The sequence below is a fragment of the Streptomyces sp. AC627_RSS907 genome, assembly GCF_019049165.1.
On record NZ_JAGMUE010000083.1, the window covers coordinates 16,745 to 33,182 of the forward strand.

At 74.6% G+C, this 16,438-nt stretch carries 8 protein-coding genes and 1 pseudogene; 4 read left to right on the forward strand and 5 right to left on the reverse strand.

The genetic code is table 11. The annotated features are described in order from the left end of the window. Window positions 1–101 precede the first annotated feature (101 nt). From KUM32_RS18995 to KUM32_RS19015, 5 genes are all read right to left on the reverse strand, one after another. Window positions 102–2,408 (reverse strand): bifunctional glycosyltransferase family 2 protein/CDP-glycerol:glycerophosphate glycerophosphotransferase, encoded by a 2,307-nt coding sequence (locus tag KUM32_RS18995; protein ID WP_217143115.1) that lies wholly within the window; start codon window positions 2,406–2,408, stop codon window positions 102–104. A gap of 166 nt (window positions 2,409–2,574) precedes the next feature. Then, complete coding sequence (locus KUM32_RS19000) at window positions 2,575–3,492, reverse strand: carbohydrate ABC transporter permease (protein WP_217143116.1); 918 nt, start codon at window positions 3,490–3,492, stop codon at window positions 2,575–2,577. After that, entirely contained in the window at window positions 3,489–4,835 is a 1,347-nt protein-coding gene (locus tag KUM32_RS19005; RefSeq protein WP_254405801.1) for a carbohydrate ABC transporter permease, read from the reverse strand. Before KUM32_RS19005 ends, KUM32_RS19000 begins: the two co-directional genes overlap by 4 nt. 4 nt (window positions 4,836–4,839) lie before the next feature. Then, window positions 4,840–6,234: an ABC transporter substrate-binding protein gene (locus KUM32_RS19010; RefSeq protein WP_217143117.1), complete on the reverse strand. Its 1,395-nt coding sequence runs from the start codon at window positions 6,232–6,234 to the stop codon at window positions 4,840–4,842. 805 nt (window positions 6,235–7,039) lie between these two features. Further along, the gene (locus tag KUM32_RS19015; protein WP_217143118.1) at window positions 7,040–10,705 is read right to left on the reverse strand and encodes an FHA domain-containing protein; all 3,666 of its coding nucleotides are present in this window, start codon (window positions 10,703–10,705) and stop codon (window positions 7,040–7,042) included. 441 nt (window positions 10,706–11,146) lie between these two features. Between KUM32_RS19015 and KUM32_RS19020 the strand changes: the two genes are divergently transcribed. The 4 genes and pseudogenes from KUM32_RS19020 to KUM32_RS19035 all read left to right on the forward strand — a co-directional run. Further along, window positions 11,147–12,910, forward strand: coding sequence for a serine/threonine-protein kinase (locus KUM32_RS19020; protein WP_217143119.1), 1,764 nt, complete (start codon window positions 11,147–11,149; stop codon window positions 12,908–12,910). 133 nt (window positions 12,911–13,043) lie between these two features. Then, window positions 13,044–14,297, forward strand: a complete 1,254-nt coding sequence (locus tag KUM32_RS19025) for a serine/threonine-protein kinase (protein WP_217143120.1) — start codon at window positions 13,044–13,046, stop codon at window positions 14,295–14,297. Window positions 14,298–14,407: 110 nt separating this feature from the next. Then, window positions 14,408–15,514: a peptide chain release factor 2 gene (prfB, locus tag KUM32_RS19030; RefSeq protein ID WP_217143121.1), complete on the forward strand. Its 1,107-nt coding sequence runs from the start codon at window positions 14,408–14,410 to the stop codon at window positions 15,512–15,514. Between the two features lie 321 nt (window positions 15,515–15,835). Beyond that, window positions 15,836–16,438, forward strand: a pseudogene (locus KUM32_RS19035) (hypothetical protein); the annotation flags it as partial.

Here is a 16,438-nt window from a genome sequence, read left to right on the forward strand (position 1 = left end):
CCGGCGGCCCGGCCGTCCCGTCGGCCGCCGGGTGGAGGGCCGGGACGGAGCGGGCCGCGACGGGCTGCGGGGCATGCGGGCTCCCAGTGGACGAACGGCGGTCAGAAGCTGTCGGTGACGGTGCGGGGACCGGCGGGCTGCGGCACGGTGGCCAGCGGGGTGCGGGCGGGGTCCGCGGACGGGGGTTCCCCCGCCCGGGCGAAGCCCAGAGCGGGGGAGGGGGGCGCGGGGCGGCGTGCGGCGAGCGGCACGACGGGCGGCAGGTCCCTCTCGCCGAGCACCACCCGGCGTACGACGCGCTCGGCGGCGCGGCCGTCGTCGTACGGGCAGAACCGTTCCCGGAAGGCCGCTCTGAGCCGGGCGGAGCGCGAGCCCCGCCAGTGGCCGCGGGCGAAGACGTCGATCAGTTCGTCCTCGTCCCGCGCGACCGCGCCCGGCGGGAACGCGCGCAGGTCGACGTAGGTGCCGCGGGCCGCCTCGTAGGCCTCCGGCTCGTGCGCGTGGAGCACGATCGGGCGGTCCAGTCCCGCGTAGTCGAACACCAGGGGCGAGTAGTCGGTCAGCAGGGCGTCCGAGGCCAGGCACAGCGACTGCACGTCCGGGTGGTCGCCGACGTCGAGGACGCGGCCCCCGCACGCGGCGAGGGGTCCGCCGGGTCCGCCGTGTCCGGGGGCGGCGCGGACCAGCACCATGAATCGCGGGCCGAGGCGGGTGACGACGCGTTCCAGGTCCAGGGCGGGGCGCTGGGTGCGGCGGTAGTCGCGGTGGGCGGGGGCGTACAGGACCGCGACCGTGCCGTCGGGGATGCCGAGGCTCTCGCGCAGCCGGGCCACGTCCGCGGCCGTCGCCCGCTGGAAGACGTCGGTGCGGGGCTGGCCGTACTCCAGGACGGTGTAGCCGCCGGGGTGGACCCGTTCCCAGGTCAGGGTGGAGTGCTGGTTGGCCGAGACGACGTAGTCCCAGGAGTCGACGTCGCGCAGCAGCCGGGTGAGGTCCGTGTCGCGGGCGGCGGCCGGACGCTCCTGGAGGTCCAGGCCCGCGTACGCCAGCGGGGTCCCGGCCTGCGTCTGGATCAGGACCTGGCCCCGGCGCTTGACCAGACCGGCGTCGAAGGCGGTGTTGTGCACCAGGTACCGGGAGCGGGCCAGCGCCGTCCAGTACGCGGCCGTGCCGGGCGTCAGGCGGCGCGGGCCGGGCGGGAGCGTGTGGTGGTGCGCGGGGGCGGCGGCCCACGCCGTGCGCACGTGCGGGGCGAAGGCGCGGAACGCCTCCTCCAGCGCGCCCGGGTTGCAGCCGTGGCCCCGGTCCCCGTCGGCGGCGAAGACGGCCCGGTCGGCGCGCAGGGGCAGGCGGCGCTGGATCCGGTAGTGCAGGCGTAGGACGGCCGACCGCACGGTCCGCAGCAGCCGGGCGGCGGCCTTCCCCGTCCGGCGGCGCAGGGCCGACGCCAGCCGCAGGGCCTCGTAGGTGCGGCGCAGGCCCAGCCGGAGCAGGGCGTGACGCAGGCGCACGGGCAGCGGGGCGGGGGCGCCGGGGACGCGGTAGCGGCGGCAGTGGACGCGGGCCCGGCGCAGGAACTCGGCGCGCAGGGAGCGCGGGAGGCGGTCGGGGCGGGTGAAGACCGTCGTCAGGTGGTCGGCCATGCGGCGGAACAGCACCGGCCGCCAGCGGGCCAGCTCGGGGTGCGACTCGAGGTACGCGAAGACCCGGTCGTACTGCGTGAAGACGTCCAGGTGGCGCTCGCTGGGGGTGCCCAGGATGCTGCCCCGTCTGCGCTGCCGGTAGTGGACGCAGACCCGGTCCAGGGTGGCGATGGACTCCGCCGTCATCAGGACCGGGTAGGTCCACGGGGTGTCCTCGTAGTAGCCGGGCGGGAACGCGAAGCCCGCGCGCTCGGCGAACTCCCGCCGGACCGTCTTGTTCCAGGCCACCATCAGCAGCCGCAGCAGTTCCGGCCGGTCGGTCAGCCGGAACGGCGCCGGGCCCCGCTCGGTCAGGTGCGCGGCGGCCCGGTTGCGGACCGTCTCGCCGGTCCAGTACGTGCGCGCGTAGTCGTAGACCAGGACGTCCGGCTCCCCGGTCTCCTCAATCCGGCCGGCGACGGCCCGCAAGGCGTCCGGGGCGAGGGTGTCGTCGCCGTCCAGGAAGACCAGGTAGTCCCCGCTCGCCCGTTCCATCCCGGCGTTGCGGGCGGGGCCCAGACCCTGGTTCACCGGCAGGTGCACCGCGCGCACGCGCGGGTCGCGGGCCGCGAACTCGTCGGCGATCGCACCGCAGGCGTCCGGCGAGCAGTCGTCGACCACGATCAGTTCGAGGTCCGGGTACGACTGGGACACCACCGAATCCAGGCACGCGTGCAGATACGCCTGGACCTGGTACGCGGGGACGATGACACTGAACCGGGGCACGGGGACATCCATGGGTCGGCGGGGTCGGCGCGGGCGTTCGGCCCGGGAACGGCCGATGGAGTGACTTGGTTACGGTCCCTGCGGCATTCGGGGGACCGGGGCGCACACACGAACGAGGGGGCGGACCGGTGACCGGCCCGCCCCCTCAAGGGTGTCGTCCCAGCGGCTACTTGACGGCGCCCGCCATCACGCCGGACACGAACTGCCGCTGGAACGCGAAGAACACGGCCAGCGGGACCACCATGGAGATGAAGGCGCCCGGCGCCAGGACGTCGACGTTGTTGCCGAACTGCCGTACCTGCGTCTGCAGGGCGACGGTGATCGGCTGGCTCCCGGAGTCCGAGAAGATCAGCGCGACCAGCATGTCGTTCCACACCCACAGGAACTGGAAGATGCCGAGGCTCGCGATCGCGGGCCCGCCCAGCGGCATCACGACCCGTGCGAACAGCCGCAGTTCACCGGCGCCGTCGAGCCGGGCCGCCTCCAGCAGCTCCCTCGGGATCTCCGCGAAGAAGTTCCGCAGCAGGAACACGGCGAAGGGCAGTCCGAAGCCGACGTGGAAGAGGACCACGCCGACGATCGAACCGAAGAGGCCGATCTTTCCGAAGAGTTCGGCGATCGGGATCAGCGCCACCTGCACGGGGACGACCAGCAGTCCGACCACGGCCAGGAACCACCAGTCGCGGCCGGGGAAGTCCATCCACGCGAACGCGTAGCCGGCGAGCGAGCCGATGACGACGACCAGGACCGTCGCGGGGACCGTGATCAGCGCGGTGTTGACCAGGGAGGAGGTGATGTCGCCGTTCTCCAGCAGCTCCTCGTAGCTCTGGAAGGTGAGCTGGGAGGGCTTGGTGAAGACCTCCCACCAGCCGCTCGCCGCCATGTCCTGCGGAGTGCGCAGCGAGGACAGCAGCAGGCCGATCGTGGGGACCAGCCAGAACAGGCCCACGACGATCAGGAACACCCGGACCAGTCCGCCGCTGACCCGCTCGGCGAGCCGTGACCCCAGCGGCTGCCTGGCCTCGACGACGGCCTCGGGCGGCTCGGTGGCCGCCTTGGTGGGGGAACCCGCCTCCGCGGTCATCGCCGCACCTCCCGCCGCAGTCGCCTGACGTTGAACCACATCACCGGGATGACCAGGAGCAGCAGGAACACCGCGATGGCGCTGGCGATGCCCGGCTGGTCGGAGGCGAAGCCCTTGCGGTACAGCTCCAGGGCGAGCACGTTCGCGTCGTCCTGGGAGGAGCCGGGGGCGATGATGAAGACCAGGTCGAAGACCTTCAGCACGTTGATCATCAGGGTGACGACCACGACCGCCAGGACCGGCGCGAGGAGCGGGACCGTGACCCGTCTGAAGACCTGCCACTCGTTGGCGCCGTCGACCCGGGCGGCCTCCAGGAGCTCCCGGGGGACGCCGGCCAGCCCCGCCGCGATCAGCACCATCGCGAAGCCCGCCCACATCCACACGTACGACCCGATGATGGCCGGGGTGACGAGCGAGGGGCCGAGCCAGTCCAGGCCGTTGTACGGCTCCTTGAAGTTGTCGGCGGGGAGCCTGAGCTGCGCCCCGTCGGCCGCGGCGGGCAGGGAGAACGTGCCGTCGCCGGCCGCCGTGGCCGACGCGACGACCTTGCCGTCCCTGACGGCCTCGATCCTCATCCCGGCGTAGCCCAGCTCGGTGGCGTCGACGCCGCCCAGTGTCCCGACGCCCTTGCCGCGGGTGAAGTCCTGCCAGGTGGTGCCGGTGATCCTCCCGTCCTCGGGTTCGGCGGACCGGGCCCTCTTCGCGCTGTCCGGCATCAGGTCCGGGGCGACACCGACGAGGGGGAGTGCCACGGCCTCGCCCGTACGGACCGGCTCCCTGGTGATGAAGGCGCCCCCGCCGGCCGCCTTCAGCGGCGACTCACGGCCCGGGTGCGCCTTCGGGAACGCGGACGACTCGGCGAAGGTGTCGTGCACCCCGACCCACACCGCGTTCGCGACGCCCTTGTCCGGGTCCTGGTCGTACACCAGGCGGAAGATGATGCCCGCCGCCAGCATCGAGATCGCCATCGGCATGAAGACGACCAGCTTGAACGCCGTGCCCCAGCGCACCCGTTCGGTCAGCACCGCGAAGATCAGACCGAGTGCGGTGGCGACCGTCGGCGCGAACACCACCCAGAGGACGTTGTTCTTCAGGGCGGTGCGGATGCCGTCGTCGGTGAACAGCGCCTCGTAGTTGTCGAACCCGGCGAAGGAGTCGCCGGACTGGTCGTAGAAGCTGCGGATCAGTGAGTACCCGATCGGGTAGACCACGAGCGCGCCGAGCAGCACCAGGGCGGGCAGCAGGAAGAGGGCCGCCACGGTTCTGCGGGTGCCGGTCACGCTCTTGCGCGACTTGGGGGCGGCGGGGGCCGGCGAGGTCCCCGCCGCCGTGGCCGACGCCATCGCGTCAGCCTCCGTAGGCGGCCGCCGCGTCCGCCTCCAGCTTCGCCTGGGTGCCGGCGACGTCCTTCGGGTTCTTCAGGAAGTCCTGCAGCGTCTTCCACTCGCCCTTGCCGGGCGTGCCGCCGAAGGCCTGCGGGGCCTGGTCCGACATGTCGAAGCGGAAGTCGTCGCCGGCCGCGATCAGGGCCTCGGCGATCTTCTTCTGCACCTCGTTCGGGTACACCGAGGTGTCGATGGCCTTGTTCGGCGAGAGGAAACCGCCCAGCTTCGCGTGGATCGCCGCCGCGTCGGGAGACGCCAGCCAGGTGGCCAGCGCCTGCGCCGCCTTCGAGTCCTCGAGGATCACGGCCGCGTCCCCGCCGGAGACCACCGGCGCGGTGTCGCCGACGGCCGGGAACGGGAACACCTTCGCGTCCGTGCCGACCTTCGACTTCGTCTGGCCGATGTTGACCTGCGCGAAGTCGCCCTCGTAGACCATGCCCGCCTTGGGCTGGTCGCCGCCGGTGAAGGTCTGCGTCACCGAGGCGGGGAAGTCCGTCTGGAGGGCGCCGGCCGCGCCGCCCGCGACGTAGTCCTTCTTGCCCCAGATCTCGGCGAGGGTGGTCAGCGCCTCCTTGACGGACGGGTCCGTCCACTTGATCTTGTGCTGGGCGAGCTGGTCGTACTTCTCCGGCCCGGCCTGCGAGAGGTAGACGTTCTCGAACCAGTCGGTGAGGGTCCAGCCCTCCGCGCCGCCCACCGAGAACGGCGTGACGCCGGAGTCGTAGACCGTCTGGGCGGTGGTGAGCAGCTCGTCCCAGGTCTTGGGCTCGGCGGCCCCCGCGTTCTCGAAGACCTGCGCGTTGTACCAGATCAGGGACTTGTTGGCGGCCTTGTAGTAGACGCCGTACTGCTTGCCGCCGACCTTGCCGATGTCCTGCCAGCCCTGCGAGTAGTTCTCGCCGAGTTCCTTGGTGGCCTCGGCGCCCAGGGGCTTGGCCCAGCCCTTGTCGACCGCCTGCTTGATGGCGCCGGGCTGAGGGAGCAGCGCCACGTCCGGCGGGGCGCCGCCCGCGATCTTCGAGCCGAGGAAGTTGATGATCGGGTCCTGGGCGGGGACGAAGGTCACCTTGGCGCCGGTGCGTTTCTCGAACTCGGCGAGGACCGTCTTGAAGTTCTTCTGCTCGGCGCCGGTCCAGACGGCGGCGACCTCCAGACTCTCGCCGTCCAGCCTGGGCAGGGTGACGGTGGAGGACGTCTCCTTGTCACCGGTGCCCTGACCGTCCTTGTCGCCGCTTCCGCTGTCGTCGTCGCCGCACGCGGTGAGCGAGAGGGCGAGGGCTCCCGCGGCGAGGGTGGCTGCGAGCCGGGTGGTCTTCTTGGCGGCCCTGCGTGTCCGGATGGTGCTGCTCGTGCGCATCACTGCCCCGTTCTTCGTTCCTCGTCGAACGTTCGGCGCTGTCCCGTGCGCTCTGGTGTACGCCAGGGGGGTGAGGGCGGCAAGAGCGCGTCCGCTGTCAGGCGGGAGATCGTGACCGCGTCGTGACCAGGCACCGGGCACGGGTACGGCCGGCACGGGGGCCGCCGCCCCAGGCCCCCGCTTCGGCCCGAACGGCCTCGCCGGCGAACGCCGGGCGGGGCTTGGGCGCGACGCCGGGCGTGACGCCGGGCGGGGTTGCGGCACCACGCCGGGCGGGGCTGTGGCGCAACGCTGGAGGTGGCCCTGCGCCGGAGGGTGTGGCGTGACGCTGGGCGGGCTGCGGTACTGCGCCGGAGGGTGTGGCGTGACGCTGGGCGGGCTGCGGTACTGCACCGGAGGGTGTGGCGTGACGCTGGGCGGGCTGCGGCACTGCGCCGGACGGGGTGGCGTGACGCTGGGCGGGCCGCGGCACTGCGCCGGACGGGGTGGCGTGACGCTGGGCGGGCCGCGGTACTGCGTCGGACGGGGTGGCGTGACGCTGGGCGGGCTGCGGCACTGCGCGGGACGGGGCGGTGCCGCCACGCCGGGACGGGGTGTGTCGCCACGCCGGGACGGGGTGTGTCGCCACACCGGACCGGATAGGGGGGCCGCCACGCCGGACGTGGATGTGTCGCCATGCCGGGACGTGCTGGGGCACGCGTCCGGCGTGGTGACAGGGGCGGTAGCCCCGGTAGGGGGCGGCCACCGGGCGAGCCCCGGCTGCCGCCCCCTACCGGGGCTACCGCCCGTACGGGAACCGCCGGTGCTACAGCAGTGAGGGCACCTCCGCCGCCCCCACCTCCCGGGCGGCCCGCTCCAACGCGCTGGCCAGCAGCGCCAGGTCCGTCGGCCCGTTGCCCAGTTCCCGTACCGGGCGCCGGGCGGGCGGGTCGCCCATGCGGTGCCACTCCAGCGGGACCACCGTGGGCCGCAGGGTCGCCGTCCGCGGGATGCGCCCCGTGACCCGGCCGCCCTGGAACACCACGGCCCGCCCGTCCGCGCGGACCAACCGCCCACGCCCCGGCGCCGGTTCGTCCGGTCCCGGCACCGGCGCGTCGAGGGTGACGCGCAGGGTGGCGCGGAGGGCCGGTTCCGTCTGGGCCGTACGGCCCCCGGGCGCGGTGGCGGCCACCAGGTGCACGCCGAGCCGCTCGCCCTCCCGCGCGACCGCCTCCAGCGCCCGCATCACCGACCCCGCCGCGGGCCGCCCGGGGGAGCCGAGCGGGGGAGTCACGAGGGCGTCGAGGTCGTCCACGACCACGACGAGGCGGGGAAGCGGGGGCGCCGTCCCCGCCCGGCGCCGGGCCGCGCCCGGCCGCAGCCGCAGCGTGGAGCTGGGCGGGGATTCGACGTCCCCGGAGTCCGATATCGCCGCCGGCCCCAGGGCGCCGCCGCCCCCCGCCGTGCGCTGGGCGACCATCCGGCCCGACACCTCGCGCCCGGTGTGCCACTGCGCGAAGTCCGACCGGCCGAGCAGTTCGGCGCGCCGCTTCAGCTCGGCGCTCAGGGACTGGGCGAACTCCCGCATGCGTACGGGGTCGTTGGCGGTGAGATGGGTGGTCACGTGCGGTACGTCCGTACAGACGCGCAGTCCCTCCCCGTGCCCGCCGCCCGCTCCCACGCTGTCGCGGCCGTCCATCAGGACGATGCCGAGGCGGTCGGGGCGTTCGGCGGAGGCGAGCGAGGCGACGAGCGCCCGCAGCAGCTCGGTGCGGCCGCTGCCGGGTGGGCCCTCGACCAGCAGGTGCGGTCCCTCGGCCGTGAGGTCGGCCGTGACCGGGCCGCGCGGTCCGGCGCCCAGCACGGCGTGCGCGCGTCCGCCGAGGGCCTCCGTGTCGTCGGCCGCGTCCGCCCACCGGGCCATCAGGGAGGCCGGGGTGGCCCGGGCGAGGCCCAGCTCGTCGAGGAGCCGGGCCGCCAGGGGCAGCGGCGCGGACACCCGCGCGTGCCGTTCGCCGAGGGGGCCGTCGGTGCGCAGCGGTGCCAGCGCGCGGGCGAACCGCTCGGCCCAGGCGAGGGAGACGGCGTCGGCCGTGCCGAGGGTGCCGTGACCGACCGGGCCGGCGGGGGCGGCCGGAGCACCCGGGGCGGCGCCCGCGCGGGCGACCCGCAGCAGCCGCAGGGCCGTCGCCACGTCTCCGCTGAGCAGCGCCACGGCGCCGCACTCGGGGAACACCGGCGACGCCGCGCAGGCCGCCTCGTACGTCTCCGTCACCGGGGACGTCGGGGAGGCGGCGGCCGTCTCGGCGAGGCACACGACGTGGATGCCGGCCCGCGGTCCCTCCAGCGCCAGCCGCGCCAGCGTCTCGCGCACGTCGGCGCCTTGGGGGTCGCCGTCCACGACGACCACCGTGTACGGCCCCGGGAAGCCGCCGACCGGGTCGGTCCCGTCGTCGGGCCGTGCCCAGGAGGGCTGCCGGGCGGTGCCCGCGGTCGTCACCGGGCCGGCCCGCCGCGCGTCCTGCGAGGGGACCGTCGGCCGGGCCGGGACCGTGCCGGCGGGGACCGGTGACCGGGCCCCCGTGCGGGTGTCGGTCAGGTGGTCCTCCAGACGGCGGAGGAGTTCCTGGGCGCGGGCCGTGGCCTGTTCGCGGTCGTAGGCGAGCAGCAGGCGGCAGTCCTGGCCGTGTCCCGGCCGCGACTGCGGCAGCCAGCCCAGCCAGGACCACTCGGCGATCCGCTCCGCGAGCGGACGGGAGCGGTCCGCGCTGATCAGGACGATCTCCAGGACGTCGGCGGAGTGCAGCGCGGCGAGCTGGGCCACCACCGCGCGGGCCAGCCCGGCGAGCCGCGCGCGCGGCCCCGCCAGCCCGAGCGCCCCGACCTCGCGCAGCCCGGCGGTCACGGGGACCGCGGGCAACGGCACGTCACCGCCGGGCGCCACCCGGTCGGCCGTACCCAGCCGCACGGTGAGCGCCTCCGGGTGGCCCGGCCCGCGCTCCCACAGTCGCGGTCCCGGGCCCAGCGCCGTCAGCAGCAGCGCGGCGGGGTCCGGCCAGGTCTCCGGCGCGTGGGGGACGCCCGGCGGGGGCGTCCACGCCGGTCCGGCGGTCTCGTCGCCGTAGGGGTGCGTCCCGGGCTCGGGCGCCGCCTGCTCACCGCCGCCGCGTCCGCCGGTCAGCCGTCGCGCCCACGCACCGAGCCCGTTGCGCCTGCGCACCCCCTGCGGTACGTCGGTTTCCCGCAGGGGCGTTCCCTCGCGCCGCGGGCCGCCGTCCGGGGCGGCGGCTCCGCCGGGGGCGGCGGCTTCGGAACCGCCGGCTGCGAAGGCGCCCGTACGGAACGCGCCCGCGCCCGAGGCGCCGCCGTGCGTGTCCCCTCCCGCCGGCACCGGTCGCGGCGGGCCCGCCAAGGGGCCGGTGCCGTGGCTCTCGACGCGCGGTGCGCCGCCCTGCCCGGGGACCTGGGGCGGCTCGCCCGGCGTCGCGCCGGTGCCCGCCCCCGCGGTGCCGTAGGCGTGGCGCGTCCGCCCGGCGGGGCGGTCCCGGCCCGCGGCCCCGGCCGCGTCTGCCCCACGTCGGGACGCGTCCCCGCCCCCGGGCGGGTGCGCGGTCCCGGCCGTCCACGGTGCGGTGCCGTCCGCACTCCTGGTCGCGCGCGAGGGACCGTCCGCCTCACTACTCCTGGTCGCGCGCGGGGGACCGTCCGTCTCACTCCCCGAGCGGGCGTGCTCGTGCACGCCGTCGGCCACGCGCGCGTGCGGCCCCTCGCCCCCGGCGTCCGTCCCCACGCCCCGTCCGGCGGACGGCGCCGGGGGCGTCTGCGCGCCGGACAGCCGTACGTGTCCCTCCCCGTCCGGCGTCGTCTCCACCCGCGCCCGCGCCCCCCGGGGGACCGGCACGAGCCGCAGGGCCGACTCGCCGATCCGCAGCAGCGCGCCCGGCGCGAAGCGGACCGGGCGGTCGCCCACGCGGGTGCCGTCCAGGGTGGTGCCGTTGGTGGAGCCGAGGTCGGCCACGGAGACGCGGCCGTCGGCGGCGACCGTCACCGCGCAGTGCGTCCGGGAGACGTCCGGGTCGTCGAGCGCGACGTCGGCGTCGGCGGAGCGGCCGATCCGGATCCGCCCGCCGTGCAGCAGGTGGACGCCGCCGGCGTCGGGACCGGCGACGACGTGGAGCTGGGCGGGGACCTCGGCCGGCTCGGTGTGCGGATCGGGCTCGCCCGGGGCGCCCAGGAAGAGCACGGCGCCGTCGATCAGCGGCGGCTCGCCCAGGGTGCTGCGCTGGGCGTCGAGCCGCTGCGCACCGGCGTAGAGCACCACCTGGCCGGAGCCCTGGCCCTCGCCGCCGGGGAGCGCCGCGGCCAGCCCGGAGGCGACCGCGGCCAGGGCGGTGCCGGCCGGTGCGGTGACCAGCACGTCGCAGCTCGCGGCACGGCCCCCCGCCGCGGTGTGCGGGCCCAGCGGGTCTACGACGGTCAGCCGGATCTGCATCGCCGTCAGCGGTCCCTTCGCGCGGGCGCCCGCGCGCCGGGACAGAAGCCGTCCCCGCGGTCCCCCACCGCGGACTTCCCCCACCGTCACACGAGCACGTCGGCCAGTACTGCACGCATCCTCGCACCTGCCACTGACAACGTGCCCGCCCCCCGCCGCCAAATGATCTTGATTGGTCGGCTCTGCCCCCAAAAATGCCTGGCGGTTGTCATCCTGGTGACCGGATGCCGTCCGCTTGAGATCGGTCACGTCCGGGCCCGGCAACCAAGGGACCAGGTCGAGCGTCTTTCCCTCGAACACGCACCTGAACGGGTGGTGTCAGCAGAACGTAAGACGCACCTGCGGACCAATGGGAACCCGCACCACGGCGACAGCCCGGTGCCGTACACGGCGGCACTACAGTGGGTCGGAACAGCCAGCAAGCAACAGGGAGCGCATGACGTGCGGCCGGTAGGCAGCAAGTACCTCCTCGAGGAACCCCTCGGTCGCGGCGCCACGGGCACCGTCTGGCGGGCCCGCCAGCGCGAGACCGCGGGTGCCGAGGCGGCCGTGGCCGGACAGCCCGGCGAGACCGTCGCGATCAAGGTCCTCAAGGAGGAGCTCGCGAGCGACCCCGACATCGTGATGCGCTTCCTGCGGGAGCGCTCCGTCCTGCTCCGGCTGACCCACCCCAACATCGTCCGGGTCCGCGACCTGGTCGTCGAGGGCGAGCTGCTGGCGCTGGTCATGGACCTCGTCGACGGCCCCGACCTGCACCGCTACCTGCGCGAGAACGGCCCCTTCACGCCCGTCGCCGCGGCGCTGCTCACCGCCCAGATCGCCGACGCGCTCGCCGCCAGCCACGCCGACGGCGTCGTCCACCGCGACCTGAAGCCGGCCAACGTCCTGCTGAAGCAGACCGACGGCGAGATGCACCCGATGCTCACCGACTTCGGCATCGCCCGCCTCGCCGACTCACCCGGCCTCACCCGCACCCACGAGTTCGTCGGCACGCCCGCCTACGTCGCGCCGGAGTCCGCCGAGGGCCGCCCGCAGACCTCCGCCGTCGACATCTACGGCGCCGGCATCCTGCTGTACGAGCTGGTCACCGGCCGGCCGCCGTTCGGCGGGGGCTCCGCCCTGGAGGTGCTGCACCAGCACCTGAGCGCCGAGCCGCGCCGCCCCTCCACCGTCCCCGACCCGCTGTGGACGGTCATCGAGCGCTGCCTGCGCAAGAATCCCGACGACCGCCCCAGCGCCGAGAACCTCGCGCGCGGCCTGCGCGTCGTCGCCGAGGGCATCGGCGTGCACGCGAACAGCGCGCAGATCGGCGCCGCCGAGAACGTGGGCGCGCTCCTCGCCCCCGACCCGGCGCCCGCGCAGGTCCCGGGCGCCCCTGGCGACGCCGACCCGACGCAGGTCCTCCCGCAGAACCCGAACGGCGCCCACGACCCGAACGGCGCGACCAGCGTCCTGCCGCAGACCGGCACCCCCGCGGGCGCCGCCGACCCCACCGCCGTACTCCCCAGCCGCGGCGCGGCCGACCCGACCGCCGTCATGCCGCCGGTGCCGCCGGGACAGCCGGGCGGACCGGGGCAGGGCCAGGGCGGACAGCCCGGCGGGCCCGAGGACCCGCATCCCTGGCAGAACCAGCTGCGCGCCGCCCGCGACCGCAACGAACAGACGCAGGTCCAGTACCTCGATCCGAACGAGGACCCGCTGCGCCGCCGCCCCCAGCGGCAGGTCGCCCGCCCGCAGCAGCCGCCCCGCCAGGCCCCGCAGGGCCCACCGCCCCCGCAGCCCGGTTACGGCTACCCGCAGCAGCAGCAGCAGCAGCAACAACAGCAACAGCGACAGCCGCAGCGGTACGCCACCCCACAGCCCCAGCAGCCCCAGCAGCCGCCCCGGCCCCAGCCGCAGCGGTACGCCCCGCCGCCCGCCCCCGAGCCGCAGCCGCCCCGGCGCGAACCCCGGCCGCCGCGGCAGCGCGGCGCCAACCCGATGCGCATCCCCGGGCTCGGCTGCCTCAAGGGATGCCTGTTCACCGTCGTCATCCTGTTCGTGGCCGGCTGGCTGGTCTGGGAGCTGAGCCCGCTGCAGGAGTGGATCGGCACGGGCAAGGGCTACTGGGACCAGCTCAGCGACTGGTTCGACACCGTGACCGGGTGGATCGGGGACCTGGGCGGCGACGGCGGCTCGGGCGGCGGGAGCGCGAGCGGCAACTGAGCCCGCCCGCCGGCCGACGCGTCCCCGACTCTGGGGATTTGTCGACAACCGGCGGGTGATTTCCGCCTCCGCCGTGAAGGTCGCCTCCCCGGACGCGTACTTTTAGGCGCAACACGCGTCGGTAGGAGCAGTCTTGGCACGGAAGATCGGCAGCCGGTACACCGCCCACCAGATCCTCGGGCGGGGCAGCGCCGGCACGGTGTGGCTGGGCGAGGGCCCCGAGGGGCCCGTCGCGATCAAGTTGCTGCGCGAGGACCTGGCGTCCGACCAGGAGCTCGTCTCACGCTTCGTGCAGGAGCGCACCGCGCTGCTCGGCCTGGAGCACCCGCACGTCGTCTCCGTGCGCGACCTCGTCGTCGACGGCAACGACCTCGCCCTGGTCATGGACCTGGTGCGCGGTACCGATCTGCGCACCCGCCTCGACCGGGAGCGGCGTCTGGCACCGGAGGCCGCGGTGGCCATCGTCGCCGACGTCGCCGACGGCCTGGCCGCCGCGCACGCCGCCGGGGTCGTGCACCGCGACGTCAAGCCCGAGAACGTGCTGCTGGACATGCAGGGCCCGCTGGGCCCCGGCGGCGCGCACCCGGCCCTGCTGACGGACTTCGGGGTGGCCAAGCTCATCGACACGCCGCGGCGCACCCGGGCCACGAAGATCATCGGTACGCCGGACTACCTGGCCCCGGAGATCGTCGAGGGCCTGCCGCCGCGCGCCGCGGTCGACATCTACGCGCTGGCCACGGTCCTGTACGAGCTGCTCGCGGGCTTCACGCCGTTCGGCGGCGGCCACCCCGGCGCCGTGCTGCGCCGCCATGTGACCGAGACGGTCGTCCCCCTGCCCGGCATCCCGGACGAGCTGTGGCAGCTGCTCGTGCAGTGCCTCGCCAAGGCACCGGCCTCCCGGCTGCGCGCCTCCGAGCTGGGCACCCGGCTGCGCGAGCTGCTGCCGATGCTGGCCGGGATGGGGCCGCTGGACGTCGACGAGCCCGACGCGGAGCAGGAGGACGACGCGCCCGAGGAGTCCGCCTCGTCCCCGGGGGCCCCCGAGTCCGCCGGGGAGCCCGTCCGGCGCCGGGGCGCGGTGCCGCTGGTGCCGGGGCCGAAGCCGGCCGACTCCAACCGCGACACGCACACCTCCATGCGCGTACCGGCCCCCGACGAGCTGGCCGGCGGGGCCCGCGGCACCGCCCGGGCCCCGCGCGCGTCCGGTGCCCCGCGCCCCGGCTCGGCCCGCAACCGCGCCACCGCGCGGCGCCGTCGGCTCGCCCTGGGCGCGGGCGCGGCCGCCCTGGTGGCCGCGATCGGCGTCGGTACGTGGCTGGCCACCAGCGGTGACGAGGGCGACGCGGGGCCCCAGGACACGCGGAACTCCGCACCGGCCTCTCCGTGAGGCCGGCACCCGTCCGTCCGTGAGCCGGGCACCGGCCCGCGCGGGGCGCGGCCACCGCCGCCCGTGACGACCGGGCGAATACCGGTTGGCGGAGCCGTTACGCTGGATGCGTGGCAGTCGTCGATGTATCCGAAGAGCTGAAGTCCCTCTCCTCGACCATGGAGTCGATCGAGGCCGTCCTGGACCTCGACAAGCTGAGGGCAGACATCGCCGTGCTCGAGGAGCAGGCGGCCGCGCCCTCCCTGTGGGACAACCCGGACGAGGCGCAGAAGATCACCAGCAGGCTCTCCCACCTCCAGGCCGAGGTGCGGAAGGCCGAGGCCCTGCGCGGCCGGATCGACGATCTCGGCGTGCTCTTCGAGATGGCCGAGGAGGAGGACGACCCGGACACCCGTGCCGAGGCCGAGTCCGAGCTCGCGGCCGTGAAGAAGGCGCTGGACGAGATGGAGGTCCGTACGCTGCTCTCCGGCGAGTACGACTCCCGCGAGGCGCTGGTCAACATCCGCGCCGAGGCCGGTGGCGTGGACGCCGCCGACTTCGCCGAGAAGCTCCAGCGCATGTACCTGCGCTGGGCCGAGCAGCACGGCTACAAGACCGAGGTCTACGAGACGTCGTACGCGGAGGAGGCCGGCATCAAGTCGACCACCTTCGCCGTGCAGGTGCCGTACGCCTACGGCACCCTCTCCGTCGAGCAGGGCACGCACCGGCTGGTGCGCATCTCGCCCTTCGACAACCAGGGGCGCCGCCAGACCTCCTTCGCGGGCGTCGAGATCCTCCCCGTGGTCGAGCAGACCGACCACATCGAGATCGACGAGTCCGAGCTGCGGGTGGACGTGTACCGCTCGTCCGGGCCCGGTGGCCAGGGCGTGAACACCACCGACTCCGCGGTGCGGCTCACCCACCTCCCCACCGGCATCGTGGTCTCCTGCCAGAACGAGCGCTCGCAGATCCAGAACAAGGCGACCGCGATGAACGTCCTCCAGGCCAAGCTCCTCGAGCGGCGCCGCCAGGAGGAGCAGGCCAAGATGGACGCCCTCAAGGGCGACGGCGGCAACTCCTGGGGCAACCAGATGCGTTCGTACGTGCTGCACCCTTACCAGATGGTCAAGGACCTGCGCACCGAGCACGAAGTGGGCAACCCCGAGGCCGTGTTCAACGGCGAGATCGACGGTTTCCTGGAGGCCGGAATTCGCTGGCGCAAGCAGCAGGAGAAGTAGCGCGAAGCGGAGTCACCGCTTTGTCGACAAGGCAACTGCCGCCCCTCAGGCGGCGGTTGCCTTTCGTCTCCCCCCGTGTCCGCCGGGGATGTCTGGGTTTTACATCACACTCACACCCTTTGTGTCCGGCATACGTCCCGTACCTGGACATGGCGTACGCAATGCCCTTGACGTTGCTTTGAACATTCGCAAGGGTGAGCGCGGCATGCGTATTTCTGGGGCGCATGTGAACCGGGGGGACGTCAGTGCAGCCACCCCCGTCGATCACGGCCCCCGAGTGCGGCCTCACTGACTATTTCGGCTACTGGGGGTAGCAACTACATGACGAAGAAGACGCGGATTCGTGTCGCGCGGATTGCGGCCGGCGCGGTGATCGCCGCCGGAGCCTCGCTGACCGCCGCGGGCGCCGCCTCGGCGCTCGACATCGGCGTGAGCGCGGGTGTCAGCGACGAGGGAGCCAAGGTCGGCCTGAAGGTCGAGGGTGGCGACCCCTGCGACATCGTCGTCGACCCCGAGTGCGAGCCGGGCGGCGACGGTGGCACCGAGACCGGTGGTAACGGCGACGGCGGTACCGAGACCGGCGGTAACGGTGACGGTGGTACCGAGACCGGTGGTAACGGTGACGGTGGTACCGAGACCGGTGGTAACGGTGACGGTGGCACCGAGACCGGCGGTAACGGTAACGGCGGCGGCGACGGTGGCACCGAGACCGGCGGTAACGGCAACGGTGGCGGCGACGGTGGCACCGAGACCGGCGGTAACGGCAACGGCGGCTCCGGCAACGGCGGCGGTTCCGGCAACGGCGGTGGCGGCAACGGCGGTGGCGGCAACGGCGGTGGCTCAGGCAACGGCGGCGGTTCCGGCAACGGCGGTGGCGGCAACGGCGGCGGTTCCGGCGACAACGGTGGCTCCGGCAACGGCGGC